24 protein-coding genes are annotated in these 25,561 nt (G+C 74.2%); 11 read left to right on the forward strand and 13 right to left on the reverse strand.

All coding sequences use genetic code 11. The annotated features are described in order from the left end of the window. Positions 1-67: 67 nt before the first annotated feature. Positions 68-988, forward strand: a complete 921-nt coding sequence (locus BS73_RS11725) for an alkaline phosphatase family protein (protein ID WP_084703976.1) — start codon at positions 68-70, stop codon at positions 986-988. A 138-nt stretch (positions 989-1,126) separates the two neighbouring features. Here BS73_RS11725 and fabI read toward each other — a convergent pair whose 3' ends face one another. Together fabI and fabG are read right to left on the reverse strand one after the other, a co-directional pair. Further along, on the reverse strand, positions 1,127-1,915 hold the full coding sequence (gene fabI, locus BS73_RS11730) for an enoyl-ACP reductase FabI (RefSeq protein WP_037571577.1): 789 nt from the start codon (positions 1,913-1,915) through the stop codon (positions 1,127-1,129). Positions 1,916-1,920: 5 nt separating this feature from the next. Beyond that, the gene (fabG, locus tag BS73_RS11735; protein ID WP_037571579.1) at positions 1,921-2,625 is read right to left on the reverse strand and encodes a 3-oxoacyl-[acyl-carrier-protein] reductase; all 705 of its coding nucleotides are present in this window, start codon (positions 2,623-2,625) and stop codon (positions 1,921-1,923) included. 272 nt (positions 2,626-2,897) lie between these two features. Between fabG and BS73_RS11740 the strand changes: the two genes are divergently transcribed. After that, positions 2,898-3,293 carry a DUF3099 domain-containing protein gene (locus tag BS73_RS11740; RefSeq protein WP_037571580.1) on the forward strand — a complete coding sequence of 132 codons (396 nt, stop codon included), beginning with the start codon at positions 2,898-2,900 and terminating at the stop codon, positions 3,291-3,293. 211 nt (positions 3,294-3,504) lie between these two features. Beyond that, a complete protein-coding gene (locus tag BS73_RS11745) occupies positions 3,505-3,762 on the forward strand; it encodes a hypothetical protein (protein ID WP_051939829.1) in 258 nt (85 codons plus the stop codon). A 69-nt stretch (positions 3,763-3,831) separates the two neighbouring features. Here the strand turns inward: BS73_RS11745 and moaA are convergent, their stop codons facing one another. Then, a complete protein-coding gene (gene moaA, locus BS73_RS11750; RefSeq protein WP_037571582.1) occupies positions 3,832-4,830 on the reverse strand; it encodes a GTP 3',8-cyclase MoaA in 999 nt (332 codons plus the stop codon). A gap of 243 nt (positions 4,831-5,073) precedes the next feature. Between moaA and BS73_RS38715 the strand changes: the two genes are divergently transcribed. The 5 genes from BS73_RS38715 to BS73_RS11775 all read left to right on the forward strand — a co-directional run bounded on the left by BS73_RS38715 (position 5,074) and on the right by BS73_RS11775 (position 10,123). Then, positions 5,074-5,343 (forward strand): hypothetical protein, encoded by a 270-nt coding sequence (locus tag BS73_RS38715; protein WP_037571584.1) that lies wholly within the window; start codon positions 5,074-5,076, stop codon positions 5,341-5,343. A gap of 65 nt (positions 5,344-5,408) precedes the next feature. Further along, entirely contained in the window at positions 5,409-6,446 is a 1,038-nt protein-coding gene (locus tag BS73_RS11760; RefSeq protein ID WP_051939830.1) for a DEDDh family exonuclease, read from the forward strand. An 80-nt stretch (positions 6,447-6,526) separates the two neighbouring features. Next, positions 6,527-7,453 (forward strand): SURF1 family cytochrome oxidase biogenesis protein, encoded by a 927-nt coding sequence (locus tag BS73_RS11765; RefSeq protein ID WP_037571588.1) that lies wholly within the window; start codon positions 6,527-6,529, stop codon positions 7,451-7,453. Between the two features lie 37 nt (positions 7,454-7,490). Continuing rightward, positions 7,491-9,335: a glycoside hydrolase family 15 protein gene (locus BS73_RS11770; protein ID WP_037571590.1), complete on the forward strand. Its 1,845-nt coding sequence runs from the start codon at positions 7,491-7,493 to the stop codon at positions 9,333-9,335. 26 nt (positions 9,336-9,361) lie between these two features. Next, positions 9,362-10,123, forward strand: coding sequence for an SDR family oxidoreductase (locus BS73_RS11775; RefSeq protein WP_037571591.1), 762 nt, complete (start codon positions 9,362-9,364; stop codon positions 10,121-10,123). A gap of 19 nt (positions 10,124-10,142) precedes the next feature. Here BS73_RS11775 and BS73_RS11780 read toward each other — a convergent pair whose 3' ends face one another. The 4 genes from BS73_RS11780 to BS73_RS34605 all read right to left on the reverse strand — a co-directional run bounded on the left by BS73_RS11780 (position 10,143) and on the right by BS73_RS34605 (position 14,476). Continuing rightward, a complete protein-coding gene (locus BS73_RS11780; protein WP_051941392.1) occupies positions 10,143-10,946 on the reverse strand; it encodes an enoyl-CoA hydratase/isomerase family protein in 804 nt (267 codons plus the stop codon). A 174-nt stretch (positions 10,947-11,120) separates the two neighbouring features. Next, on the reverse strand, positions 11,121-11,348 hold the full coding sequence (locus BS73_RS11785; RefSeq protein WP_037579182.1) for a helix-turn-helix domain-containing protein: 228 nt from the start codon (positions 11,346-11,348) through the stop codon (positions 11,121-11,123). 401 nt (positions 11,349-11,749) lie between these two features. Further along, a complete protein-coding gene (locus tag BS73_RS11790; RefSeq protein WP_037571595.1) occupies positions 11,750-13,348 on the reverse strand; it encodes an ABC-F family ATP-binding cassette domain-containing protein in 1,599 nt (532 codons plus the stop codon). A 138-nt stretch (positions 13,349-13,486) separates the two neighbouring features. Next, positions 13,487-14,476 carry a hypothetical protein gene (locus BS73_RS34605; protein ID WP_051939831.1) on the reverse strand — a complete coding sequence of 330 codons (990 nt, stop codon included), beginning with the start codon at positions 14,474-14,476 and terminating at the stop codon, positions 13,487-13,489. 220 nt (positions 14,477-14,696) lie between these two features. Between BS73_RS34605 and BS73_RS11800 the strand changes: the two genes are divergently transcribed. Then, positions 14,697-15,026, forward strand: a complete 330-nt coding sequence (locus tag BS73_RS11800) for a YnfA family protein (RefSeq protein ID WP_037579185.1) — start codon at positions 14,697-14,699, stop codon at positions 15,024-15,026. Here the strand turns inward: BS73_RS11800 and BS73_RS11805 are convergent. The 6 genes from BS73_RS11805 to BS73_RS11830 form a co-directional block, all read right to left on the reverse strand. Next, positions 15,004-15,966: a S66 peptidase family protein gene (locus tag BS73_RS11805; protein ID WP_037571597.1), complete on the reverse strand. Its 963-nt coding sequence runs from the start codon at positions 15,964-15,966 to the stop codon at positions 15,004-15,006. The two genes, BS73_RS11800 and BS73_RS11805, sit on opposite strands and share 23 nt — an antisense overlap. Further along, the gene (locus BS73_RS11810) at positions 15,963-17,339 is read right to left on the reverse strand and encodes a M20/M25/M40 family metallo-hydrolase (RefSeq protein ID WP_051939832.1); all 1,377 of its coding nucleotides are present in this window, start codon (positions 17,337-17,339) and stop codon (positions 15,963-15,965) included. Before BS73_RS11810 ends, BS73_RS11805 begins: the two co-directional genes overlap by 4 nt. A 77-nt stretch (positions 17,340-17,416) precedes the next feature. Next, complete coding sequence (locus BS73_RS11815) at positions 17,417-18,148, reverse strand: class I SAM-dependent methyltransferase (protein ID WP_037571600.1); 732 nt, start codon at positions 18,146-18,148, stop codon at positions 17,417-17,419. A gap of 131 nt (positions 18,149-18,279) precedes the next feature. After that, the gene (locus tag BS73_RS11820; protein ID WP_084703977.1) at positions 18,280-20,880 is read right to left on the reverse strand and encodes a SpoIIE family protein phosphatase; all 2,601 of its coding nucleotides are present in this window, start codon (positions 20,878-20,880) and stop codon (positions 18,280-18,282) included. Between the two features lie 162 nt (positions 20,881-21,042). Further along, complete coding sequence (locus BS73_RS11825; RefSeq protein ID WP_051939833.1) at positions 21,043-22,005, reverse strand: MSCRAMM family protein; 963 nt, start codon at positions 22,003-22,005, stop codon at positions 21,043-21,045. 190 nt (positions 22,006-22,195) lie between these two features. Beyond that, complete coding sequence (locus tag BS73_RS11830) at positions 22,196-22,639, reverse strand: SRPBCC family protein (protein WP_037571602.1); 444 nt, start codon at positions 22,637-22,639, stop codon at positions 22,196-22,198. Between the two features lie 148 nt (positions 22,640-22,787). Between BS73_RS11830 and BS73_RS11835 the strand changes: the two genes are divergently transcribed. Further along, entirely contained in the window at positions 22,788-23,396 is a 609-nt protein-coding gene (locus BS73_RS11835; protein WP_084704633.1) for an NUDIX hydrolase, read from the forward strand. Positions 23,397-23,674: 278 nt separating this feature from the next. Next, positions 23,675-25,531: a 3-hydroxyacyl-CoA dehydrogenase family protein gene (locus BS73_RS11840; protein WP_051939834.1), complete on the forward strand. Its 1,857-nt coding sequence runs from the start codon at positions 23,675-23,677 to the stop codon at positions 25,529-25,531. Positions 25,532-25,561 lie beyond the last annotated feature (30 nt).

Below are 25,561 nucleotides of genomic sequence, written 5' to 3' on the forward strand. Positions count from 1 at the left end.
GCCCGGGCGGGCGATGCTTCCTGCGCACCCTCGCACGCCCCCTGTCGCCTCACCCCGTGGAGTCCCGATGCGCACCACGACGCCGCGCAAGGCCTGGGCAACGCGCAAGACCTGGACCACCGCCGCGCTGGCCGCCGCAGCCGTGCTGGGCGGCCTCGCCGCCGCGCCCGGCGCCCACGGCGCCCGGCCCGCCACAGCCTCCGACGCCCCCGCGGCCCGCCCCGCCGCGAGCAGCGTGCCGACCCCCGACCACGTGGTGGTCGTACTGGAGGAGAACCACTCGTACTCCGACATCATCGGGAGTTCGAGCGCCCCCTACCTCAACTCCCTGGCCGCCCAGGGAGCCTCGCTCACCTCCTCGTTCGCCGTCACCCACCCCAGCGAGCCGAACTACATGGCGCTCTTCTCCGGCAGCACCGACGGGCTGACCTCGGACGCCTGCCCGGTGAACGCCGGCAGCGCGGCCAACCTCGGCTCGGAGCTGCTGGCCGCCGGCCGCACCTTCACCGGCTACTCGGAGGGCCTGCCGTCGGCCGGCTCGACGGTCTGCACCTCCGGCGCGTACGCCCGCAAGCACGCGCCCTGGGTGAACTTCAGCAACGTCCCGGGCTCCGACTCGCAGCCGTTCTCCGCCTTCCCGACCGACTACAGCAAGCTCCCGACGCTCTCCTTCGTCATCCCGAACCTGAACGACGACATGCACGACGGGACCATCGCCCAGGCGGACACCTGGCTGAAGAACAACCTCTCCGGCTACGCGACCTGGGCGCAGACCCACAACAGCGTGCTGGTGGTGGACTGGGACGAGGACGACTACAGCGAGAGCAACCAGATCCCGACGATCATCACCGGCCAGCCGGTCGCCCCCGGCAAGTACGGCGAGACCGTCGACCACTACAACGTCCTGGCCACCCTGGAGGACATGTACGGCCTGCCCAGGGCCGGCAGCAGCTCCGGGGCCACCGCGATCACCGACATCTGGAAGTAGGCCCGCGAGAGCACCCCGGCCGGCGGGCGGGTCTCCCGCGAACCGCGCCGGCGATCGAAGGGGCGGGGAACCGCGCGGCAGCCCGCGCGGTTCCCCGCCCCTTGTCCGCGACTTCGCCGCCGCGCCGGAACCTCGTCGCTACGCGCCGACCGCGTGGAGGCCGCCGTCGACGTGGACGATCTCGCCGGTGGTCTTGGGGAACCAGTCGGAGAGGAGCGCGACGATGCCGCGGCCGGCCGGCTCCGGGTCGGACATGTCCCAGGCCATCGGGGAGCGCGAGTCCCAGGTCTTGGCCAGGTCGGCGAAGCCGGGGATGGACTTGGCGGCCATCGAGCCGATCGGCCCGGCCGACACCAGGTTGCAGCGGATGTCCTGCTTGCCCAGCTCCTTGGCCAGGTAGCGGGAGGTCGCCTCCAGCGCGGCCTTCGCCGGGCCCATCCAGTCGTACTGCGGCCAGGCGAACTGCGCGTCGAAGGTGAGGCCGACCACCGAGCCGCCCTCGGTCATCAGCGGCAGCAGCGCCATGGTGAGCGACTTCAGCGAGAACGCCGAGACCTGCATCGCGGTGGCGACGGACTCCCACGGGGTGTTGAGGAAGTTGCCGCCGAGGGCGTCCTGCGGGGCGAAGCCGATCGAGTGGACCACGCCGTCCAGGCGGTCGCCGAGCTCGGCGCGGACCTTCTCCGCCAGCCCGTCCAGCTGCTCCTGGTTGGCGACGTCCAGTTCGAGGACCTTCACCGGACGGGGCAGCTTCTTGGCGATCCGCTCGGTCAGCGACGGCCGCGGGAAGGCCGTCAGGATGATTTCGGCGCCCTGCTCCTGTGCCAGCCGCGCGGTGTGGAAGGCGATGGAGGACTCCATCAGCACACCCGTGACGAGGATGCGCTTGCCGGCGAGGATGCCCTGGTTCTGGCTGTTCTCGGTCATGTCCTTCAGTGACCCATGCCCAATCCGCCGTCCACGGGAATGACGGCTCCGGTGATGTATGCGGCGTCGTCCGAGGAGAGGAAGCGCACCGCGGCGGCGACCTCCTCCGGCTGCGCGTAGCGCGCGAGCGGCACCTGGGCGACGATCTCCGCCCGGCGCTCCTCGCCGAGCACCTTGGTCATGTCGGTGTCCACGAAGCCGGGCGCGACGACGTTCACCGTGATGTTACGGGAGCCCAGCTCACGGGCGAGCGAGCGGGCGAAGCCGACCAGGCCGGCCTTGGAGGCGGCGTAGTTGGCCTGGCCCGCCGAGCCGAGCAGCCCGACCACCGAGGAGATCAGCACGACCCGGCCCTTGCGCGCCCGCAGCATCCCCTTGCAGGCCCGCTTGACGACCCGGAAGGTGCCGGTGAGGTTGGTGTCCAGCACGGAGCTGAAGTCGTCCTCGGACATCCGCAGCAGCAGGGTGTCCTTGGTGATCCCGGCGTTGGCCACCAGCACCTCGACCGGGCCCTGGGCGGCCTCGATCTCCTTGAAGGCCTGCTCGACCTGCTCGGAGTCGGTGATGTCGCACTTCACCCCGAGCAGCCCCGCGGGCGGCTCCCCCGAGCGGTAGGTGACGGCGACCTTGTCGCCCGCCTCCGCGAAGGCCCTGGCGATGGCGAGGCCGATGCCCCGGTTTCCTCCGGTGACGAGAACCGAGCGGCTCAACGGGCCCACCTCTCTCTGGCTGCGGTTTCTGTGCACCGTGACGCTATCCGGCGGCCGCGGCCCGCGGCGAATCGGCCCCGCACAGGAGGAACCGCGGTGATCTGTGGGTTTCCCACAGAGCGGACGCGCTGATCCGGCTGCTCGGCGACCCCTCGGGGCCTCGGCCGATCGGCCCGGATCGCCCGCGCCCCGCTATCGAGCCGGAGGGTCCCGCGGCGTAACGTGGTGCGGAGTCAGAAAGGCTCCCCAGCGGCGGCGGTAGAGGGCGAAGCATGAGCAAACGGGCGGGACAATCCGGGCAGACCAGCGTGTTCCGGATCACCGGGGCCCGGTCCAGCCTGACCGAGGATGTGCGGGGGCGTCAGCGCCGGTACATCATCTCGATGCTGGTGCGCACCCTCTGCGTGATCCTCACCGTCGTCCTCTGGCAGGTCTCCCGCCCCCTGGCGGTCGTCACCCTGGTCCTGGGCGCCCTGCTGCCGTACGTGGCGGTGGTCATCGCCAACGCCGGACGGGAGAACGCGCCGGGACTGCCGGACACCTTCGTCCGGGTGCTGCCCCGTCAGATGGTGGGCGGACGCGGGGCCCAGGAGTCCGACGCCGACCTGGGCGCGGGCGGCCAGGAGGGGGCCGCGGGGCCGGCCGAACACGACGAGGACACGCCGTAACGGAACCTTGTCGGATTATTAAGGAAGCCTCAAGAAGTTTCCTCCGATGAGCGGTTCCGCCGCCGGTCAGGCGTGGCATACTTCCTAGCGCGCTCCGCATCCCCCGTCGGAGCGATGGACCGATGCCGGGCGGCTCCCCCCGTGGCCGCCCGGCATCGCCATGTCCGGACGCGGCGGCGGCCCTGCCACGGGCCACGGTTAGGGTGAGGGCGTGAACGACGTCCCCACCCCCGCGGCCGCCCCCGGGCCGGCCGATGCGCCGATCTGCTCGGCCAAGGGCTGCCGGGCGCCCGCCGTCTGGGTGCTCGCCTGGAACAACCCGAAGCTCCACACCCCGGACCGCCGCAAGACCTGGCTGGCCTGCGGGGAGCACCGGGAGTCCCTCTCCGCCTTCCTGGACCTGCGCGGCTTCCTCAAGGAGGTCGCCGCCCTCGCGGACTGGCAGGCCCGGGAGGGCGGCGCGGCCTGACGGGCCGTCGGCGGCTCGGCCGCCGCTCGCGAGTCGGCCGCCGATCGCGCCTCGACCGCCGTTCGCGGCTCAGCCGCCGATGGCGGACATCGGGCGGGCCGGCTGGAGGAAGTCCGGGTCGTCGATTCCGGCACCGGCCTTCTTCCCCCACATCGCCTTCCGCCACAGCTCGGCGATCTCCAGGTCGGAGCCTCCGGAGCGGAGGGCCTCCCGCAGGTCGGTCTCGCCGGTGGCGAAGAGGCAGTTGCGGACCTGGCCGTCGGCGGTCAGCCGGGTGCGGTCGCAGTCCCGGCAGAACGGCCTGGTCACGCTGGCGATCACGCCGACCCGTGCCGGGCCGCCGTCCACCAGCCAGCGCTCGGCCGGGGCGGCCCCGCGGCTGGCGGCCGGCTCCGGGGTGAGCGCGAACCGCTCCGCCAGGCTCGCCAGGATCTCCTCGGCGGTGACCATCGACGCGCGGTCCCAGCCGTGCTGGGCGTCCAGCGGCATCTGCTCGATGAAGCGGAGCTCGTACCCCTGCTCCAGGCTCCACTCCAGGAGCGCCGGGGCCTCGTGCTCGTTCACCCCGCGCATCAGCACCGAGTTGATCTTCACCGGGGTCAGCCCCGCCTCCACGGCGGCGGCCAGGCCCGCGATGACGTCCTGATGCCGGTCGCGGCGGGTGAGGGTGCGGAAGACCTCGGGATCGAGGGTGTCCAGCGAGACGTTGATCCGGTCCAGGCCGGCTTCCTTGAGAGCGGTCGCGTTGCGGGCCAGGCCGATGCCGTTGGTGGTGAGGGAGAGCTCCGGACGCGGTTCAAGCCGCGCGCACTCCTGGACGATCCGCACCAGGCCGGGGCGGAGCATCGGCTCTCCACCGGTGAAGCGGACCTCCCGAACGCCGAGGTCGGTGACGGCGATCCGGACCAGGCGGATGATCTCCTCATCGGTGAGGAGGTCGGGCTTGGCCAGCCATTGCAGGCCCTCCTCCGGCATGCAGTACGTGCACCGGAGATTGCAGCGGTCGGTCAGCGAGACCCGCAGGTCCACGGCACGCCGGCCGAACTGGTCGACGAGAACGGCGCCCACCCCCTTCACTCGGTACCTGCCCCCATCGGTGGGCGGGCCGGCGGTGTCGCGCCGGCGTTCCGATGGGGTTCTTTCCGGTCCGTCTTCAGGTCCAGCCTAGTCGGGCCCGCTACTCCTGGGGCAGGCCGTCGTTGTGCAGGGCAGTACCCGTCGAGGACGCCCCCTGTGGGGACTCTGCGGGAATCCCGTTCTCATCGCGCCCGGCGGCCCCGGGTCGCCTCGCCGTACCTCCGGGAGGTTGTCATGAGCACCTTTGACTCCGGTTCCGGTTCCGGCTCCGGTTTCGGCCCCCGCCCCGGCTTCGGGGGCTCCGAGGGCCCCGAGGACTCCGCCGGCCCGGACGGCGGCCGGCGGCGGCGCAAACGGCTCTACGGCAGTGTGCGGCTCCCCGAGCCGCTCCCCACCGGCGAACTGACGGCCCGTCAACCTCGTGAGGTGCCACCGCCGGTGATCCACCCCGGGCTCGCCCTCCAGGTGCTCAACCTGCGGACCCTGCGCCGTCCGCCCGGCTGATCGGCGGCCGGCGAGCGGGAGGGCGTCCCCGGCCCTGTCAGGGGCGGCCCTTATTCTGACTGACCATGAACGCCGAGCAGACCGCCGCCGAACCGGACGACCCCTCCGGGTGGGCGGTGGTGGACGTGGAGACCACCGGCCTCGGCCGGCACGACCGGATCGTCTCCGCCGCGGTCTACCGCCTCGACGCCTCCGGCGAGCCGATCGACCACTGGTACACCCTGGTCAACCCGGAGCGGGATCCTGGCCCGGTCTTCATCCACGGCCTCACCTCGGAGGTCCTCTCCGGGGCGCCGACCTTCGCGGGCGTCGCCGAGGAGTTCGCCGCCCGGCTCTCCGGCCGGGTGCTGGTCGCCCACAACGCGCTCTTCGACTGGTCGATGATCGCCCGCGAGTTCGCCCGGATCGGCGTCGAGCCCCCGGTCCGGCAGCGGCTCTGCACGATAGTGCTCTCCCGCGACCTCAAGCTGCCGCTGCGGAACCACAAACTCGGCACCCTGGCCGCGCACTTCGGCGTCCGGCCGGAGCGTGCCCACCACGCGCTGGACGACGCCCGGGTGCTCGCCGAGGCGTTCCGGCCCTGCCTCCGGCTGGCCGAGGAGGCCGGACTGCGGCTGCCGCTGCAGGCCTGCCTGCCGGCGGCCTCCCCGGCCGCGGACTCCGCGCCTCCGGGCGGTGCGGCCGGAGCCGCCGGCCGCGAGCCGGGCGGGTCGACCGCGATGCGCTCCTCCGCCGACCCGGTGCGCTGGTACGGCAGCGCACCGCGCAGCTACCGGTCCTACCGCCGGCGGCCGGCCTGCCCGTACCCCAATCCGGGGCGCTGGGAGCCGGGTGGGCCGCTGGTGCAGGGGATGCGGGTGGCGATCAGCGGCGACACCTCGGTGGACCGGGAGGAGCTGGAGGACCGGGCGACCGAGGCCGGGCTGCACGTGGCCGGCTCGGTCAGCCGGCTCACCTCGCTGCTGGTCACCAACGAGCCGGACAGCTGGACCGGCAAGGCCCGCCGGGCCCGCGAGCTGGGCACCCCGGTGGTGGACGAGGCCGGCTTCGTCCAGCTGCTGGCGAGTGTGGCCCCGGCCGGAGACCGGTCCGGAATCGGATGAATACCGCGGGAAGGCGCCTTATCCGCCGACACACGCGCCCCGCGCGCCGGGCGTGAGAGGAGCGGGGGTACCGTCTTCGGGTGTTCCGAATCCTGTTCACGAAGCGCTGGCTGATCCTCACCGTGATCCTCCTCGCGCTCATCCCCGCCTTCGTCGAGCTGGGGATGTGGCAGTTCCACCGCTATCAGCAGACGAACCGGAACAACGCGTTGATCAGCGCGAACATCGACCCCCACCGGGTGACGCCGCTCGCGGGGCTCAGCCGCCCCGGCGGGTCGGTGCCCGACGCCGACCTCTACCGCAACGTCACCGTGAGCGGGCACTACGTACCGGCCGACGAGTTCGTCATCCGGCAGCGCACCGACTCCTCCGGCGACAACATCGGCTTCTACGTGGTCACGCCGCTGGAGACGGCCGGCGGCGACCTGGTGCTGGTCAACCGCGGATGGGTGGCGCCGAACAACAGCGACGGCACCACCTACCCCACCTCGGTGCCGCCGGCCCCCACCGGGACGGTCACCCTCACCGGCCGCCTGCGCCCGGACGAGACCGCGAAGTCGACCGGCATCCGGGACCGCAGCGGCCTGCCGCCCCGGCAGTTCCAGCTGATCAACAGTCAGCAGCAGACCTCCCGGCTGCACCGGAGGATCTACGCCGGCTACATCGAGCTGACCGCGACCAGCCCCACCCCGCCGGCCCGCGACCTCGCCCAGCAGGTGCCGCCGCCCACCGCGCAGAACGACTCGATGGCCGTGGTCGGCAAGGGCGTCCACCTGCCGTACGCGATCCAGTGGTGGGTCTTCGCCGCGCTGGTCCCGGTGGCCTGGATCCTCCTCTTCCGCCGGGAGGTCAGGGAGCAGACCGCCGGTCCCGCGAAGCGGCCCCGTCCGGGCACCGCCCCGCCGGGCGGCGGTCCCCGCCCCGACCGGACCCCGGCGGCCGCCGCGCCGGCGCCGCGGAAGGCGGACGCCGGCGCGGAGGCCGGGACCGCGGGCGACCCCAGCTAGTAGGCTCGGTCTTCCGCCGCGTGGGAAGGGGAATTCCGTGCCCGGGCTGATCGAGGACTACGCAATCATCGGGGACCTCCATACGGTGGCCTTGGTGGACAGGAACGGCTCCATCGACTGGCTGTGCCTGCCCCGCTTCGACTCCCCGTCCGTCTTCGCCTCCCTGATCGGGACCGAGGACCACGGGTTCTGGCGGATCGCCCCCGACCTCCCGCCCGGCCAGGCGCACGCCAGCCGCCGGTACATCGGCCACTCGCTGGTCCTGGAGACCGTCTGGGAGACGCCCACCGGCACCGTCCGGGTGCTGGACTTCATGCCGCACCGGGACGAGTCCCCGGACCTGGTCCGGATCGTCGAGGGGGTCTCCGGCTCCGTCCCGATGCGCTCCGAGCTCAGCCTCCGCTTCGACTACGGCCGGGTCGTGCCGTGGGTGCGGCGCACCGACCACCACCGGGTGGCGGTGGCCGGCCCCGACTCGGTCTGGATGCGTACCCCGCAGGACGTCCACACCTACGGCAAGGACATGCGCACCCACGGCGAGTTCGCGGTCGGCCAGGGCGACCGGGTCGCCTTCGTGCTGGGCTGGCAGCCCTCGCACCTCACCGTCCCACGCCGCCTCGACGCCGAGAAGGCGCTGCGCACCACCCTCGACGCCTGGGAGGAGTGGTCCGGCCGGCGCAAGCACACGGGTTCCTGGCAGGACGCCGTCCAGCGGTCGCTGATCACTCTCAAGGCGCTCACCTTCCAGCCGACCGGCGGGATGGTCGCCGCCCCCACCGCCGGGCTGCCCGAGGAGATCGGCGGCGAGCGGAACTGGGACTACCGCTACTGCTGGCTGCGCGACTCCACGATGACCCTCTCCGCGCTGCTCAGCGGCGGCTACCGGGAGGAGGCCGTGGCCTGGCGCCAGTGGCTGCTCCGGGCGATCGCCGGCGACCCGGCCGACCTCCAGATCATGTACGGGGTGGCCGGCGAGCGCCGGCTGCCGGAGACCCTCGCCGACTGGCTGCCCGGCTACGAGGGCTCCTCGCCGGTCCGCTTCGGCAACGCCGCCGTCGACCAGCTCCAGCTGGACGTCTACGGAGAGGTGGTGCAGACCCTCTATCTGGCGCTCTGCGCCGGCATCCCGATGGAGCGCCATGTCTGGTCGCTGCTGCGGGCCCTGATGGACTTCCTGACCAAGCACTGGCAGGAGCCCGACGAGGGGCTGTGGGAGGTGCGCGGCGGACGCCGGCACTTCGTCCACTCCAAGGTGATGTGCTGGGTGGCCGCCGACCGCGCGGTGCGGATGGCCGAGGCCACCGGCCTGCCGGCGCCGCTCGACGCCTGGCGGAGGATGCGCGACGACGTCCACGCCGATGTGCTGAAGCACGGCTACGACGCCGAGCGCGGGGTCTTCACCCAGTACTACGGCGGCACCGAGCTGGACGCGGCCACCCTCTTCGTCGTCAAGACCGGCTTCCTGCCGCCGGACGACCCCCGGGTGGTGCGCACCGTCGAGGCGATCCAGCGGGAGCTGGACCACGGCGGCTTCATCGCCCGCTACCAGATCGCCGACGAGGCCGCCGGCGGCGGGAGCCAGGACGAGGTGGACGGGCTGAGCGGCCGCGAGGGCGCGTTCCTGGCCTGCTCGCTCTGGCTGGCCGACGCGCTGATCGCGATGGGCCGCCGGGACGAGGCGGTGGACATCTTCGAACGGGTGCTGGCGCTGGCCAACGACGTCGGGCTGCTCTCCGAGGAGTGGGACCCGGTGAACGGCCGTCAGCTCGGCAACACCCCGCAGGCGTTCACCCACGTGGCACTGGTCAACACCGCGATGGGGCTGGACGCGGGCGCCTCACCGGACGGCCCCGGCCGACTGGCGGACCCGCTCGATCGCTGAACCCGGCCGGCGGGCAGGATTGGCCCATGGATCTCGGACTTCAGGATCGCGTGTACATCGTCACCGCCGCCTCCCGCGGGCTCGGCCTGGCCACCGCGCACGCGCTGGTCGCCGACGGCGCGAAGGTCGTCGTCACCGGACGCGAGCAGGACACCCTCGACCAGGCCGTGGCCGAACTCGGCGGCCTCGACCAGGCGTTGGGCGTGGTCGCGGACAACGGCGCGGAGGACACCCCGGGCCGGCTGATCGGCGCCGCGAAGGAGCGCTTCGGCCGGCTGGACGGGGTACTGATCAGCGTGGGCGGCCCGCCCGCCGGGCCCGCGCTGGGCGCGACCGACGAGCAGTGGCGGTCCGCGTTCGAGACGGTGTTCCTGGGCGCGGTGCGGCTGGCCAGGTCGGTGGCGGCCGAGTTGGGCGAGGGCGGGGCGATCGGCTTCGTGCTGTCCTCGTCGGTCCGGCAGCCGCTGAGTCATCTGGGGATCTCCAACGGACTGCGGCCGGGCCTCGGCATGGTGGCCAAGACCCTGGCCGACGAGCTGGGGCCGCGCGGGATCCGGGTCTTCGGCCTGCTGCCGGGAAGGATCGACACCGAGCGGGTGCGAGCGCTGGACGCCCTCTCCGGCGACCCGGAGAAGGCCCGCGAGACCTCCTCCGCCGCCATCCCGCTGGGCCGCTACGGCGCCCCGGAGGAGTTCGGCCGCGCGGCCGCCTTCCTCCTCTCCCCCGCCGCCGGCTACCTCACCGGCCTGATGCTCCCGGTCGACGGCGGGCTGCTGCGCGGGCTGTGAGCCGCGGCCGGCCTCCGGGTCAGTCGCCCAGGTTGGCCAGGTCGCGGAGGCGGCGGAGCTGGGCGGCCCGCTCGGCCGCGCGCTGGTCGTCGTAGGCGCGGGAGGGGGCGTCGGCGAGGAGGGACTTGGTCTCGATGAGGGCGTTGCGGGGCGCGGCCAGAAGCGCGGCGACCAGGTCGCCGGTCGCGCCGTCCAGCTCCTTCGCCGGGACGACGAGGTTGGCGAGGCCGATCCGCTCCGCCTCCTCCGCGGCGACCCATCGGCCGGTCGCGCAGATCTCCAGCGCCCGCGCCGGCCCGACCAGCTCGACCAGCGGCTTGGTGCCCGCCAGGTCCGGCACCAGGCCCAGCGAGGTCTCACGCATCGCGAACCGCGCGTCCTCGGCGCAGACCCGGAGGTCGCAGGCGAGGGCGAGCTGGAAGCCGGCCCCGACCGCGTGCCCCTGCACGGCGGCGACGGTGATCACGTCCGGCCGCCGCCACCAGGTGAACGCCTCCTGGTAGCCGGCGATGACGGCGTCCGCCACCGCGTCGTCCCCGCGCGCCAGGTCGGTCAGCGAACGCTCGCCGGGGATGCCCTCCGGGCTGAACGCCGCCCGGTCCAGGCCCGCCGAGAAGGAGGGGCCCTCGGAGCGCAGCACGACCGCCCGTACGCTGCCCGGCAGCTCTCGGCCGACGGCGGCCAGCGCGCGCCACAGCGCGGGCGTCTGGGAGTTGCGGCGCTCGGGGCGGCAGAGGGTCACGGTCGCGGTCGCACCGTCGACCTCGAGTCGAAGACCCGCCTCCGCCCAGTCCTCACGGGCGGCACCGGGGCCGTCCTGCATGGTGTGGGCCTTTGCGGCGGGCGAGTCATCGGCCATGGTTACCTCCGGCGCGGGAGCGGTGGGACGGGCCGATGCTACCGAAGAGTCAAAAGCGCCCCGCGCATGGGACGGCGGCCGGAGGGCGGTCCGGCCGCCGACTCGTCTGGAGCCGTGGTGTAGCTGGGTGAAGTGCCGTCAGGAACCGGCGCTGGACTTGGCCTTGCCGCGCGTCGCTCCACCCCGGCCGCGGAGGGTGACACCGGATTCGCTCAGCATGCGGTGAACGAAGCCGTAGGAGCGGCCCGTCTCCTCCGCAAGCGCGCGGATGCTGGCGCCGGAGTCGTACTTCCGCTTCAGCTCGGAAGCGAGCTTCTCACGTGCGGCACCGGTTACCCGGCTGCCCTTTTTCAGAGTCTCGGCCACCCGTGCCTCCTCGTAGCAGTGCTCGGTCGGATTCCCATGATCACCCATGGCGCGCATCCTGGCCACCCGTTCCGCAAGGTCGATTCGGGAATTTCCGGTGTCCCGAAGCGGACCGCACATGCGAGAGCCGTCCGAAGGTCCCGCACACCTCCTGGCTTTCGCCCCGGCATCCAGAAGAAAACCCTGATCAGGTGCGGTAATTGAGAAATTGTCAACGATTTGCAGACGTTCCTGCCGCTGCCTGTGGCAACTGTCTGCGGAGGCGGTCTCCCGCTCGGCCGATATGAACTCTTCTGGTCCAGATGCATGATCGGGTGTCCAGAAATGGCGAACCGCGTGCCCGCCCGTGCCAGGGGCGGCACACGCGGGGCGCGGCCGGGAAACCTCGTCGAATGCGCTGGTCAGGCCAGGGAGACCAGTTCGGCGTAGTCCTCGTTCCAGAGGTCCTCGACCCCGTCCGGAAGGAGGATGATCCGCTCCGGCTGGAGGGCGTCCACCGCGCCCTCGTCGTGGGTGACCAGCACGACCGCGCCGGTGAAGGTGTGCAGCGCGTCCAGGATCTCCGCGCGGCTGGCCGGGTCCAGGTTGTTGGTGGGCTCGTCGAGGAGCAGCACGTTGGCGCTGGACACGACCAGGGTGGCCAGCGCCAGCCGGGTCTTCTCGCCGCCGGAGAGGACGCCGGCGGGCTTGTCCACGTCGTCCCCGGAGAAGAGGAAGGACCCCAGGATCTTGCGGATGTCCACCAGGTCCATGTCCGGGGCCGCGGAGCGCATGTTCTCCAGGACGGTGCGCTCCGGGTCCAGGGTCTCGTGCTCCTGGGCGTAGTAGCCGAGCTTGAGGCCGTGGCCGGGGACGACGCTGCCGGTGTCCGGCTTCTCCTGGCCGGCCAGCAGGCGCAGCAGGGTGGTCTTGCCGGCGCCGTTGAGGCCCAGGACGACGACCCGGGAGCCCTTGTCGATGGCCAGGTCGACGTCGGTGAAGATCTCCAGGGATCCATACGACTTGGACAGGCCCTCCGCGGTGAGCGGGGTCTTTCCGCAGGGCGCGGGTTCCGGGAAGCGAAGCTTGGCGACCTTGTCGGAACGGCGTTCGGCTTCCAGACCGGAGAGGAGTTTCTCCGCCCGGCGGGCCATGTTCTGCGCCGCCACCGTTTTCGTGGCCTTTGCACGCATCTTGTCGGCCTGCGCGTTCAGAGCGGCGGCCTTCTTCTCCGCGTTCGCCCGCTCGCGCTTGCGCCGCTTCTCGTCCGCTTCGCGCTGCTGGAGGTACTGCTTCCAGCCCATGTTGTAGATGTCGATCGTCGATCGATTGGCATCCAGGTAGAACACCTTGTTGACGACGGTCTCGACCAGGTTGATGTCGTGCGAGATGACGATGAATCCGCCGCGATAGGTCTTCAGGAAGTCGCGCAGCCAGATGATGGAGTCGGCGTCCAGGTGGTTCGTGGGTTCGTCGAGCAGCAGGATGTCGGAATCCGAGAAGAGGATCCGGGCGAGTTCCACGCGGCGGCGCTGACCGCCGGAAAGGGTGTGCAGCGGCTGGTTCAGGATCCGGTCCGGAAGGCCGAGGCTGGCCGCGATGGTCGCGGCCTCCGCCTCGGCGGCGTAACCGCCCTTGGTGAGGAACTCGGTCTCCAGGCGGGAGTACTTCTTCATCGCCTGTTCCTGGGTGGCGCCCTTGCCGGTGGCGATCCGCTGCTCGGCGGCGCGCATCTTCTCCAGCACCGAGTCCAGGCCGCGGGCGGAGAGGATCCGGTTCTTGGCCAGGACGTCGAGGTCGCCGGTCCGCGGGTCCTGCGGGAGGTAGCCGACCTGGCCCGAGCGGACCACCGTGCCATCGGCCGGGATGCCCTCGCCGGCGAGCACCTTGGTGAGGGTCGTCTTTCCGGCGCCGTTGCGGCCGACCAGGCCGATCCGGTCGCCCTCGGCGATCCGGAACGAGGCGGACTCGATGAGGATCCGGGCGCCGGCGCGCAGTTCCAGGGCGTTGGCGGCGATCACGTGCGGGTTCTCCTGGGCATTCGAAAGCGGATGCGGTCGGCTGGGGACCGCGGGGCGGCTGGGCGGCAGTGCGGCGCGAGGCTGTCAGCAGGCCGGCTCGTCTACCCGGGGAACTGTGGCATGTCGCCAGTCTAACGGTCAGCCGGTTTTCCCTTGGGGGGCCTCGGTACGGGGGCCGGCGGGACGGGGGCGGGCGGGACGGGGGTCCGCGCAGCCGCCGGCGAGGAGGCGGGCGGTGGCGGCGGCGCAGGGCGGCAGCCGGCGGCCGGTGTCGGCGTCCACCACCAGGGGCCGGACGGCCGGCAGCGGGAGGTCGGCGATCTCGATCAGACGGCGGCCGAGGGCGTCCTGATAGACCCGGGGCGGGGTGCCGAGCATCGGCGGGCGGAACGCGGGCGGGTGCGGGGGCGGGACTGCGGTCCCGGTGAAGAGGGACGGACGGGCGTGCGGGCCGGCCGCGATCTGCCAGCGGCGGCCGGCGCCGTCGAAGGCCTCGACCGTGCTGTGCCCGGCGCCGGCCGAGCCGCCCGGGCCACCGCCGGGACAGGCGCGCGGCAGGACCACCGAGCCGTCGGTGACCAGCATCCGCTGCGGGAGGTAGCGGCAGCCGGGGCCGGCGGCGGTGTCCCAGCGGAGGTTGCCGTCCCGGGTGCGGAAGTCCATCACCAGGCCGGGGGTGACGACGAGGAGGCCCGGGCCCGCCGGCAGCACGACGGGGGTGCCGGCGGGCCGCGCCCGCAGCCACAGGGCCAGGCCGGGGACGAACCGGTGCCAGCTCACCCGGGGGCGGGGGCCGCGCGGGTCCACGGCGGTGAGCATGCCGTCCGACCAGACGCCGACCACCGCGCCGGGGCCGCCGCGGACCGCGTCCGCCGGGGTGACCGGGGGCTGGGCGCTGCCATGGGGGGTGCGGCGGTAGAGCCAGCCGGGGCCCTCCAGGGCGTCGCCGCGGGGGCGGACCCCGCCTTCGGCGGCGGGACGGGAGGTGCGGAGCTCGATGTGGTCGCCGAAGGGGGGCGGGCGGTGGGCGCGGAGTGCCGCACCGGCGCAGGCTCCCGCGGCGGCGAGGAGGAGGGTGGCGGCGAGGGCGGTGGTCGCGGCGAAGGGCGGGCGCGGGCGGATGCGCATGCGCGGAGCGTAGTCATGTGATCGCCCTGGGTCGGTGATGCCGGCGGACGCCATTCGGGTGGACGTCTTCCGGGGCTGCCGCCCGGCCCCGGCCTCGGCGGCCCCGCGCCGCGAGTCGCGGAGCGGCTGAAGGGGCGCGGGGAAGCCCGCGGCCCTCGCCTCCGCCCGGCGGCGCTGCGCTCCGGGCGGGTCAGGTGGGCTCGCATACCCTGCGGGGGTGATGGTCGGGCGGTCTGTGGGGTTGTTCGTGGTGGCGGCGGTGGCGGAGATCGGCGGGTGCTGGCTGATCTGGCAGGCCGTGCGGGAGCATCGCGGTTGGTGGTTCGCGGTGGGGGGCGTGCTCGCCCTGGGGGCCTACGGGTTCGTCGCCTGCGCTCAGCCGTCCTCCGCGTTCGGGCGGGTGCTCGCGGCGTACGGCGGGGTGTTCGTCGCTGGGTCGCTGATCTGGGGGGTCGTCATGGACGGCTTCCGGCCGACGCGGTGGGACGTGCTGGGCGCGCTGGTCTGCCTGGCCGGGGTCGGCCTGATCATGTACGCCCCGCGAAGGTGAGGACGCCGTCCGCGAGGACGGCCGGCACGCCGAGCGGGACCGTGGCGCTGCTCGGGCCGTGGCCGAACGGGAGGTCCACGGCGATCGGGATGCCGAGCGGGCGGAGGCGGTCCGCCAGGACCCGGTCCACCAGCTCGGGGGTCTGCCGCTCGCACCGCTCCCAGCTGCCGAGGGCGAACCCGGCGACGCCGTCGAAGGCGCCCGCGCGCAGGAGCTGGGTGAGCCAGCGGTCGATGGCGTAGGCGGGCTCGCCGACGTCTTCGAGGCAGACGATGGTGCCCGCGTAGGCGCCCGCGGCCTCCGCGGCCGCGGAGGGCGTGCCCGGCGCGCCCGCGGAGGGCGTGCCCGGCGCGCCCGCGGAGGGCGTGCCCAGATCGGTGGCGAGCAGCGCCAGGCAGCCGCCTGAGGTCGGGGCCTCGGCCCGGCCGGGGGTGAGGGCACGGCCGCGCAGCTCCACCGGCTTGCCGAAGAGGGCGTCGCGCAGTCCGTCGGCGGTGTCGGCGTCGGTGGTGAAGACCTGGGCGGCGGCCATCGGGCCGTAGAGGGTGGCCAGTCCGAGACGGGTGGAGATCGCCTGGTGGAGGGCGGTGGCGTCGCTGTACCCGACGAACCACCGGGGGCCGGCCGCGGCCAGCGCCGGCCAGTCCAGCCGGTCGACGATCCGCTGCGCCCCGTAGCCGCCGCGGGCGCAGACCACCGCCGCGACGGACGGGTCGGTCCACGCGGCCTGCAGGTCGGCGGCCCGCTGCCGGTCCGTGCCGGCCAGGTACGGGAGGACCGGGTCGCGGGTCAGGACGTGGTCGCCGAGGACGACGTCGAGGCCCCAGGAGCGGAGGATCCGGACCCCGGCCTCCAGGCGCTCGGGGGAGACGGGGCCGCTGGGGGCGACGACGGCCACCCGGTCTCCGGGGCGGAGCGGACGCGGCTGACGCGGCGTCATGCGGGGGGCCCGCCCGTCGACTCGGAGAGAAAGGCGTCCAGGACGCGGGTGCCGAACTCGATCGCGTCGACCGGAACCCGTTCGTCCACGCCGTGGAAGAGGCCCTGGTAGTCGAAGCCGGGCGGCAGGCGCAGCGGGGAGAAGCCGTAGCCGGTGATGCCGAGGCGGGAGAACTGCTTGGCGTCGGTGCCGCCGCTCATGCACATCGGGACCACATGGGCGCCCGGGTCGTGGGCGCGCAGGGCCGCCGCCAGCGCGGCGAAGGTCGGCGAGTCGACGGGGGCGGCGAGCGCGGTCTCCCGGTGCTCGTACTCCCACTCGACGTCGGGGCCGGTGAGGGCGTCGAGAGTGGACTCGAACTCGGCGGCGGACTCGGTGCCCGGGAGCACCCGGCCGTCCACCCGGCCGGCGGCGGTGCCGGGGATGACGTTGGTCTTGTAGCCGGCGGCCAGGACCGTGGGGTTGGCGCTGTTCCGCAGGGTGGCCTCGACCAGCCGGGCGGCGGCCGGGTCGGTGGCGGCGAGGAAGGCGTCCGGGCCGTGCGGGCCCTCGGGATCGTCGAGGTCGAGCGGCGTTCCGGTGATCTCGGCGAGGGCGAGGAGGGCGGCCCGGACGGTGGGGGTGAGCCTGAGCGGCCAGCGGTGCTCGCCGATCCTGGCCATCGCGGCGGAGAGCCGGGTGACGGCGTTCTCCCGGTTCGGCTTGGAGCCGTGGCCGGCCCGGCCGCGGGCGGTCAGCCGCAGCCAGGCGGTGCCCCGCTCGCCGGCGGCGACCGGGTAGACGCGGGCGCCGGAGGCGAGGTGGACGGTGTACGCGCCGGACTCGCTGATGCCCTCGGTGCAGCCCTCGAAGAGGTCCGGGTGCTTGCGGACCAGCCAGTCGGAACCGGCCTCCGCGCTGTCCTCCTCGTCGGCGGTGAAGGCGAGGACGACGTCCCGGCGGGGGCGGCGGCCGTCCCGCGCCCAACTCCGGGCCACGGCGAGCATCATGGCGTCCATCGACTTCATGTCGACCGCGCCGCGGCCCCAGACGACGCCGTCGCGGATCTCCCCGGAGAAGGGGTGGGTGCTCCACTCGGCGGGGTCGGCGGGAACCACGTCCAGGTGGCCGTGGACCAGGATCGCCGGGAGGCCCGGCTCGCTGCCAGGGATGCGGGTGACGACGTTGGCCCGGCCGGGGGCGGACTCCAGCAGCAGCGGGTCGAGGCCCGCCTCGGAGAGCCGCTCCGCGACGAACTCGGCGGCCGGCCGCTCCCTGCCGTCGCCGCCACCGCGGTTGGTGGTGTCGATCCGGATCAGCCGGGCCGTGAGGTCCACGGCCTCGGCCTCGGCCACCGCCGGTCCGGCGGGCGCGGGTGGCTGGCGGGGGGTCACGCGGCTCCCATCCACGGGCGGGCGATCTTCGGGCACACCCTAACCCCGGGCCCGCCCTCCGGCGCTGCGGTGGCCGCTCAGCGCCTGGCCACCAGGTAGCGCATCGGCAGGACCACCTGGGCGCCCGCGGGGGTGGCCTGGGTGGAGTGGAGAGGGGTGTCGCCGACCCGGAGGACGGTGAGCCCCGCCTCCCGGAAGAGCGCGGGGAAGGCCTCGTCGGGGGCGTCCGCCGGGGTGAGGCCGTGCTGCATCAGGGCGGCGAACTTCGGCAGCGCGCCGCCGGCCGCGGTCGCGTACCGCTGGATCTCCGGCTTGGCCGCGGCGGCCATCTCGACGTCGAAGGCCAGCCCGCGCCGGCCGACGAGGACCGCGACCGCCTCGGCGACCGCCGGCCGGTCCTGCGGGCGGGACTGGTGGAGGATGCCGCGGAGGTAGACGTTGGCGTCGCCGAGCTCCTCGTGGAGAGCACGGATGCCGTCCCGGTCGAGGGCGCTCCGCACGCGGAAGTCGACCTCGCCGTCCGGGGTCTCGGAGCGGGCGTGCTCGATCGCGGTGGGCGAGAGGTCGATGCCGACCACCCGGCCGAAGCGGCGGGCCAGATAGCGGGACTGGGTGCCGTTGCCGCAGCCCAGGTCGACCCAGGGCAGGCCGTCGCCGCCGCCCGCGGCCAGCAGGTCGGCGAAGAGGGGGACGTGGAGGGCGGCGGCCTCCTCGGGGGCGGAGTCCCAGGCGGCCTCGCCGCGGCCGGGCTTGGTGTCCCGCCAGAAGCCCTCCCACGCCGCCGCGTAGCCGTCCTCGGTCTCCGCCATGGCCCCTCCCCGGGCGCGGCTCAGGGGTGCTGACGGAATGTCAGGCCCCGGTCGCGGAAGGAGACACTACGCGCCGCGGGTCGTCCCGTCAGGGGGTGGCGCGGGTGGCGAAACGCGATCTCCCGCCACCTTCACCCCCGGTGCACCGGCAGTTCGCACCAGACCGTCTTGCCCGGGCCGTCGGAGGCCGGGGTGGCGCCCCAGCGGGCCGCCAGGCGGGTGACGATCCGCAGACCGCGGCCCCGGTCCGGGATCTCGCCGCCGTCGCCTTCGGTCGTACCGGCCGAACCGGTCGTGCCGGCCGTACCGGCGGCGCCGGGGAGCAGCACCGGCAGGGCGGGGTCGCCGTCCCGCACCTCGACGACCAGGGCGTCGGCGCGGACCAGGCGGAGCCGGACCACGGCGGTGCGATCCGCCGCGTGCCGCACCGAGTTGGCCACCAGCTCGTCGACGACCTGCACCACCGCGTCCACGTCGCAGGCATCCTGGAGTTTCCACTCCAGGAGGGTGCTGCGGGCCAGCACCCTGGCCCGGCGGACCTCGGCCGGGTCCGGGGTGAAGGACCACTCGGCGACCGACTCCGCCGGTATCCCGTCCAGCCGGGCCATCAGCAGTGCCACGTCGTCCCGCCGGCCGACCGCGTTGAGGGCGCGGATCAGCGCGTCGCAGGAGGCCTCCAGGGGCGCGCCCGGGCGGGAGAGGTTCTCGGTGAGCGCGGCCAGGCCGAGGCCGATGTCCTCGCCGCGCACCTCCACCAGGCCGTCGGTGCAGAGCAGCAGCCGGCTGCCGTCCTCCACCGGGACCGAGACGGTCTCGAAGGGGACGCCCCCGACCCCGATCGGGGCGCCGGACGGAAGGTCGAGCAACCTGGTCTCGCCGTCCGGGAGTTGGAGGACCGGCGGGACATGGCCGGCGTTGGCCAGCCGGAGTTCCCGGCCGATCGGGTCGTAGACCGCGTAGAGGCAGGTCGCGAGGTAGTTCTCGCCGAGCCGGAGGGCGAGGTCGTCGAGCCGCCGGAGCACCTGGTCCGGCGGCAGGTCGAGGGAGGCCAGGGTCTGTACGGCGGTGCGGAGCTGGCCCATCATCGCGGCCGAGTTGATGCCGTGGCCCATCACGTCGCCGACCACCAGCGCCACCCGGGAGCCGGTCAGCGGGACGGTGTCGAACCAGTCGCCGCCGACCTTGCCGAGGAGTGCGCCGGGGAGGTAGCGGTAGGCGGCGGTGAGGCCGGGCGGCTGCGGGAGGTTCTTCGGGAGCATGCTGTCCTGAAGGGTCTCCGCCGCGTTCTCCTGGTAGGTGTAGAGCCGGGCGTTGTCCAGCACCAGGCCCGCCCGGGCGGCGAGTTCGGCCGCCGTGGCGCGGTCCATCTCGTCGAAGGGCTCGCGATCGGCCCGGCGCAGCAGCACCATGAAGCCGAGCACCACCCGGCGCGCCTTGAGCGGGACGATCAGCAGCGAGCGGCCGTTGATCAGCGGGCGGAGGTCGCGCTTCTCGAACTCGGCGGAGATCCGGTTGCCCAACTCCTCGGAGATGGTGGGGATCAGCACCGGCTCGCCGGTGGCCATGCACCGGTAGAACGGGGTGTGCTCGGGGAAGGCGAAGGTCTCGCCGACCGGCACGGTGTCGTCCCAGCGGCCCGGCTCGTCGGTGTGGGTCACCCAGACCCTGTGCATCACGGTGGCGGTGTCCGGCGGGCCGTCCGGGAAGCCCTCGCCGGCCAGCACCTGCTCGCGCAGATGGGTGCCGGCGAAGTCCGCGAAGCGCGGCACGGCGGCCTCGGTGACCTCGCGGATGGTCCGGGCGAGGTCGAGGGAAGAGCCGATCCGGGCGCTGGTCTCGTTGAGGAACTCCAGCCGCTCGCGGGCGGCGGCGTACTCCAGGTCGCCCGCGTAGTCCGGGAGTCGGGGGCGGCCGGGGCCGGCGGTCCCGCCCGGGGCGCCGGTACGGGTGGCCGCGGCCCGGCGGGCGCGGGGGTCCAGGCCGGGGTGGACCGCCCGGGCCGGCTCCCCCCAGTACGGGGTGACCGGGACGGCCCGGCGGAGGCTGTAGTCCAGCACCGGGTAGCCGAGGCCGAGGGCCCAGGCGACGATCCGCTCGGCGGCCCGCGGGCCCATCCTGGGCATCATCTCGGCGAAGCCGCGGGCCAGCTCGGCGGCCTCGGGCAGCCGCTCCAGGGGCAGGAAGCCCGGGGCCAGTTCGCGCTGCTCGGCGCCGCTGCGCCGGGAGCCGCCGCCGACCCGGGCGGCGTCGGTGGCCAGCACCAGGGTGCGTTCGCGCCAGATGACCGGCAGCGGGTAGGCCCACCAGAGCACCTCGCGGGCACCCGTCCGGGGCTCGGCCCCGGCCCCGGCGCCGCCCGCGGCCTCGCCGCCCGCGCCCTCGGGGTCCCGCGCGGGGATGCGGGCCCAGCCGGAGCGGGGGGCGGGGGCGAGCACCCTCGGATCGCCCTGCGGCTCCCGGGGCTCGCAGTCGCCTGGGAAGGCCGGCTCGCCGCGCTCCAATCCGCCCAGCACCGGCAGGAGTTCGCTGAGCTCGGCGCCGACCGCCTGGGCGTGCGGGCAGCCGAAGAGCCGGACCGCGCCGCGCGACCAGTGGGTCACCCGGCCGTCGGCGTCCACGATCGCGACGGCCAGCGGAAGGCGGCCGGTGGGCAGGCCGGGGCCGGCGCCCGGCGGGTGCGCCGGCGCCCGCTCGTGGTCCTGGTCCGGGCTGGTGTTCTGCTGGATCGTCATCCGGGGCGCTCCCTCGGACCGTCCGACGGCCGTCGGGGACCACCGTAGGGGGTGCCGGCCCGGGTGGGACGGTCTTCGCACCATTTCTCCACCCTGCGGGTGGCGGCGGTCCCCCGGCGGTCGGCGGCGGTCTCCCGCGGGTCGGCGAGAACCCGGCGGCTTTCAGGCCTCCGGGTCGTGGGCGAGGCGGAGATCGCGCTCGTTGGGGCCGTCCTCGATCCGCAGCGCGGTGGCCACCGGCGAGTAGCCGGAGGCGATGACGGTGTAGTCGCCCGGCTCCAGGTCGGTGAAGCGGAAGCGGCCGTCCTCACCGGTCACCACCGCCGCCACCACCTCGCCCGAGGTGTCCAGCAGGGTCACCCTGGCCTCCGGGACCGGCCGCCCGCCGGCCGTGCGGACGGTGCCGCGCAGGGTGCCGCTGCCGGTGAGGACGACGTCCTGCCGGCTGCCTCCGCTGGGCGCGACGCCGACCGCCAGCGCGGCCGGTCGGAAGGCCCGGGCGCTCACCGCCAGGGTGTAGTCGCCGGGCACCAGCTCGGTGAACTCGTAGCCGCCGTCCGGCCGGGTGCGGGTGGTGGCGGCGACCTCGCCGCGCGGGTCGGTGAGGATCACCGCGGCGTCCGAGACCGGGGTGCCGTCGCTGCTGCACACCCGCCCGCGGAGCCGGCCGGTGCCGCCGAGCAGCACGTCCAGCTCGACCGGGCGGGCGCCCACGGCCAGGGTGACGGCCTGCGGCTGGTGGCCCTGGGCGGCGGCGATCAGCACGTACGAGCCGGGCCCGGGGGCCGCGAAGACCCACTGGCCGTCGGAGTCGGTGGCGGCACGGGCGGCCTGGCGGCCGGACATGTCGATCAGGGTGAGGACCGCACGGGGCACGCCGCTGCGGTCCGGCACCCGGACCGTGCCGCGGACCACAGGACCGATCGCGGGGGCGGACGGTGCGGTGGCGGCGGGCGGTGCGGTCGGCGCCTCGGCGCCGGGGGCGGTGCCCGGCGCCGCGCTCCGGCCGATCGGCACGTACGCGCGGCCCGGGTCCGGGGGCGGGCCCGGCGGCACGGACTGCATGGGCAGCACCGGGCCGTCCGGCACGGGCTCCGGACCTTCGGCCGAGGAGGGGGGCGTCATCGGCGGCATCTCCTTCACTGGACACGCCGATGATTGCCCAGGGAACCGGCCTCCCGGGTCCGCCGCCGGACCGGCGCGTACCGGGTTTCCGCTGGTCGAGCGGGCAACGCCCGGCCCAGCGGATCACCCGAAAGAGATCACCGTCGGATGGCTGTGCGTTGCCGATGGAGACCGACGGCCTGAGCCGGCGTCAGGAGTTCATCTCCGCGGCCAGCTTGGCCAGCATCTGGTCGTGGATCCGGTTGATGCCCTTGGGGGCGAAGGTCCGCTCGAAGAAGCCGCCGATGCCGCCGGCGCCCGTCCACACCGTCTCGATCCGCACCTTGGAGCCGGCCTCCCCGGCCGGGGCGACGGTCCAGGTGATCACCATCGAGGAGTTGGCGTCGGTCTCCACCAGGGTGCCCGGGGCCGGCACGGTGACCCGCATCAGGCAGTCCCGCACCCGCTTCTCGGTGGCCTGGAGCTTCCAGTGGACGAGGGTGCCCTCGCCCTCGCCGCCCTCCCGCACCTCGTACTCGCTGTACTGCGGGGGCAGCAGATCGCCCCGGGTGTGCGCATAGTCGGCGACGGCCTCGAAGACCTCTTCCGGCTTGCCCTCCACGACCCGTTCGGTCACCGCGCGGACCTGCCCCATGGCTGTACTCCCTACATCGACGGAACATCGACGGACGTCGGGGCCCAAGCCAACCACCAGCCGGGTCGCTCGGCCAAAACGGGCCGCGCGCATACCGGGCCGCAAGCCCGACGGCCGGCGGCCGCGCCGGGATGGTGTGATGGGTGCCATGACCGACTCCCCCGACTCCCCCTCGGACTCCCCCTCGGACTCCCCCTCCCCCTCCGCCTCGCCCGCCTCGTCGGCCCCGGCCGCGACCCCGGCCCCGCTGACCGGGCTCGACGCCGACGAGGTCCTGGACGTGGTCGACGAGCGGGACGAGGTGGTCGGCCGGGCCCCGCGCGGCCGGGTCTACGCCGAGCGCCTCCGCCACCGCTGCACCTTCGTCCTTCCGCGCACCGCCGACGGCCGGTACTTCGTCCACCGCAGGACCGCCCGGAAGCTGGTCTTCCCCCGGCACTACGACATGTTCGTCGGGGGCGTGGTCGGCGCCGGCGAGACCTACGACCGGGCCGCCCTGCGGGAGGCCGAGGAGGAGCTCGGGATGACCGGACTGCCCGCGCCCGAGCCGCTCTTCAGCTTCCTCTACCGGGGCGAGCAGGGCGAATGGTGGTCCTCGGTCTACCGGGTGGTGTGCCCGGACGAGGTGCACCCGCAGCCGGCCGAGGTGGAGTGGCACGCGTTCCTGACCGAGGACGAACTGCTGGCCCGGATCCCGGAGTGGCCGTGGGTCCCGGACGGCCTGGCCGCCTGGGAGCGGCTGCGCGCCCGGGGCTGAGGCGCGGCGGCCCGGAGCCGAGGGGGCGGCCCGGGGCCGAGGGGGCGGCCCGGGGCCGAGGCGCGGCGCGCGCGGTGCCGGCGCCACGACCCCCGCTGCGAGCTGGGCTGATCGATCGGCCGAGGGGTTACTGGCGGGTCGCGCGGCAGGCTATCGTGAGAACGCGCGCCGCCGCCGGGCATGGGAGCTGCCCCGGCTGGAGCGCCTCTCATCCGCGCGACGCGCGGTCTTCGGTCGCCTCAGGACCACTTCACGCCCGTCTTGAGGAGACACCAGCCATGAGCACCCGACCCAGCAGCACCCCCTCCGCCTCCGCCGCCCCCGCGCCCTTCCCGGTCGTGGCCGTGGTCGGCCTCGGCACCATGGGCGCCGGGATCGCCGAGACCACCGCCCGCAGCGGGCGCGAGGTGATCGGCATCGAGGCGGACGCCGCCTCGGCGGCCGCCGCCCGCCGGCGGATCGAGGACGCCACCGCCCACGCCGTGGAGCGCGGGCGGATCACCGACGAGGAGCGCCGCGGACTCCTCGACCGGATCACCGTCACCAGCGTGCTGGCCTCCGCGGCCCGCGCCGATCTGGTGATCGAGGAGATCCCGGAGGACCTGGAGCAGAAGCGCCGGCTCTTCGCCGAACTGGACCGGCTCTGCCCCCCGGAGACCGTCCTGGCCACCGGCACCACCGCGTTGTCGGTGACCCGGATCGCCGCCGCCACCCAGCGCCCGGAGCGGGTCCTCGGCCTCCACTTCTTCAACCCGGCCCCGGTGATGAAGCTGGTCGAGGTGGTCGGCACGGTGCTGACGCAGCGTCAGTCCATCGAGGCGGCAAGCGAGTTCACCCGCCAGCTGGGCAAGTCGCCGGTCACCGCCGGGGACCGGGCCGGCTTCATCGTCAACGGCCTCCTCTTCGGCTATCTGAACCAGGCCGCCGCGATGTACGAGGCGCGGTACGCCGGCCGGGAGGACATCGACGCGGCGATGCGGCTGGGCTGCGGGCTGCCGATGGGGCCGCTGGCACTGCTGGACCTGATCGGCATCGACACCGCCCGCACCGTGCTGGAGGCGATGTACCAGCAGTCCGGCGACCGGCTGCACTCCCCCGCGCCGATCCTCGGCCAGCTCACCGCGGCCGGCCTGACCGGGCGGAAGGCCGGCCGCGGCTTCTACCGCTACGCGGCGGCGGGCTCCTCCCAGGTGGTGCCGGACGAGGGGCCGGTCGACAGCGCCGGCGCGGGCGAGGCGGGCACTGCGGCCGCCGCCGCCCGCACCGCCCCCCGCACCCGCGAGGTCGGCGCGGTGGGGGTGTGCGGCTCCGGGACGATGGCCTCCGGCATCGCCGAGGTCTTCGCCAAGGCCGGCTATCCGGTGACGCTGGTGGCGCGCAGTCAGGAGAAGGCCGAGCGGGCCAAGGCGGCGATCGCCAAGTCGCTCGGCCGGATGGTCGCCAAGGGGCGGCTGAGCGAGGAGGACCGGGACGCGGCACTGGCCAGGATCGCCCCCACCGACGTCCTGGCCGACCTGGAACCGACCGACCTGGTGGTCGAGGCGGTGGCCGAACAGCTGGACGTGAAGCGGGAGTTGTTCACCTCGCTGGACAAGGTCTGCAAGCCGGGCGCGATCCTGGCCACCACCACCTCCAGCCTGCCGGTGGTGGAGTGCGCCACCGCGACCGGCCGGCCGCAGGACGTGGTCGGGCTGCACTTCTTCAACCCGGCGCCGGCCATGAAGCTGGTCGAGGTGGTCTCCACGGTGCTCACCGCGGAGGACGTCACCGAGACGGCGGTGGAGCTCTGCCGGAAGCTCCGCAAGCACCCGGTGCGCTGCGGCGACCGGGCCGGCTTCATCGTGAACGCGCTGCTCTTCCCGTACCTGAACGACGCGGTGCGGATGATCCAGGAGCACTACGCCAGCGTGGACGACGTGGACACCGCGATGCGGCTCGGCTGCGGCTACCCCATGGGCCCGTTCGACCTGCTGGACGTGGTCGGCCTGGACGTCTCGCTGGCCATCGAGCGGGTGCTGCACCGGGAGTTCCGGGAGCCGGGGCTGGCACCGGCGCCGCTGCTGGAGCACCTGGTGGCGGCGGGCTGCCTCGGCCGCAAGACCGGCCGGGGCTTCCGCGACCACGCGCGCCGGTGACCGTGCGGGCGTCGGCCCGGACGGCGGCCC

Source organism: Phaeacidiphilus oryzae TH49 (genome assembly GCF_000744815.1).
Lineage (GTDB): Bacteria > Actinomycetota > Actinomycetes > Streptomycetales > Streptomycetaceae > Phaeacidiphilus > Phaeacidiphilus oryzae.

What these genes read in the sequence shown, in the direction of transcription:
- BS73_RS34605 (WP_051939831.1), bottom strand. Translation starts at nt 14,476, where the DNA reads ATGCGCATCCGCCCGCGCCCGCCCTTCGCCGCGACCACCGCCCTCGCC.
- BS73_RS11725 (WP_084703976.1), top strand. Translation starts at nt 68, where the DNA reads ATGCGCACCACGACGCCGCGCAAGGCCTGGGCAACGCGCAAGACCTGG.
- BS73_RS11800 (WP_037579185.1), top strand. Translation starts at nt 14,697, where the DNA reads ATGGTCGGGCGGTCTGTGGGGTTGTTCGTGGTGGCGGCGGTGGCGGAG.
- fabI (WP_037571577.1), bottom strand. Translation starts at nt 1,915, where the DNA reads ATGACCGAGAACAGCCAGAACCAGGGCATCCTCGCCGGCAAGCGCATC.
- BS73_RS11840 (WP_051939834.1), top strand. Translation starts at nt 23,675, where the DNA reads ATGAGCACCCGACCCAGCAGCACCCCCTCCGCCTCCGCCGCCCCCGCG.
- BS73_RS11775 (WP_037571591.1), top strand. Translation starts at nt 9,362, where the DNA reads ATGGATCTCGGACTTCAGGATCGCGTGTACATCGTCACCGCCGCCTCC.
- BS73_RS11830 (WP_037571602.1), bottom strand. Translation starts at nt 22,639, where the DNA reads ATGGGGCAGGTCCGCGCGGTGACCGAACGGGTCGTGGAGGGCAAGCCG.
- BS73_RS11780 (WP_051941392.1), bottom strand. Translation starts at nt 10,946, where the DNA reads ATGCAGGACGGCCCCGGTGCCGCCCGTGAGGACTGGGCGGAGGCGGGT.
- BS73_RS11825 (WP_051939833.1), bottom strand. Translation starts at nt 22,005, where the DNA reads ATGACGCCCCCCTCCTCGGCCGAAGGTCCGGAGCCCGTGCCGGACGGC.
- BS73_RS11815 (WP_037571600.1), bottom strand. Translation starts at nt 18,148, where the DNA reads ATGGCGGAGACCGAGGACGGCTACGCGGCGGCGTGGGAGGGCTTCTGG.
- BS73_RS11805 (WP_037571597.1), bottom strand. Translation starts at nt 15,966, where the DNA reads ATGACGCCGCGTCAGCCGCGTCCGCTCCGCCCCGGAGACCGGGTGGCC.
- BS73_RS11760 (WP_051939830.1), top strand. Translation starts at nt 5,409, where the DNA reads ATGAACGCCGAGCAGACCGCCGCCGAACCGGACGACCCCTCCGGGTGG.
- BS73_RS11835 (WP_084704633.1), top strand. Translation starts at nt 22,788, where the DNA reads ATGACCGACTCCCCCGACTCCCCCTCGGACTCCCCCTCGGACTCCCCC.
- BS73_RS11740 (WP_037571580.1), top strand. Translation starts at nt 2,898, where the DNA reads ATGAGCAAACGGGCGGGACAATCCGGGCAGACCAGCGTGTTCCGGATC.
- BS73_RS11820 (WP_084703977.1), bottom strand. Translation starts at nt 20,880, where the DNA reads ATGACGATCCAGCAGAACACCAGCCCGGACCAGGACCACGAGCGGGCG.
- BS73_RS38715 (WP_037571584.1), top strand. Translation starts at nt 5,074, where the DNA reads ATGAGCACCTTTGACTCCGGTTCCGGTTCCGGCTCCGGTTTCGGCCCC.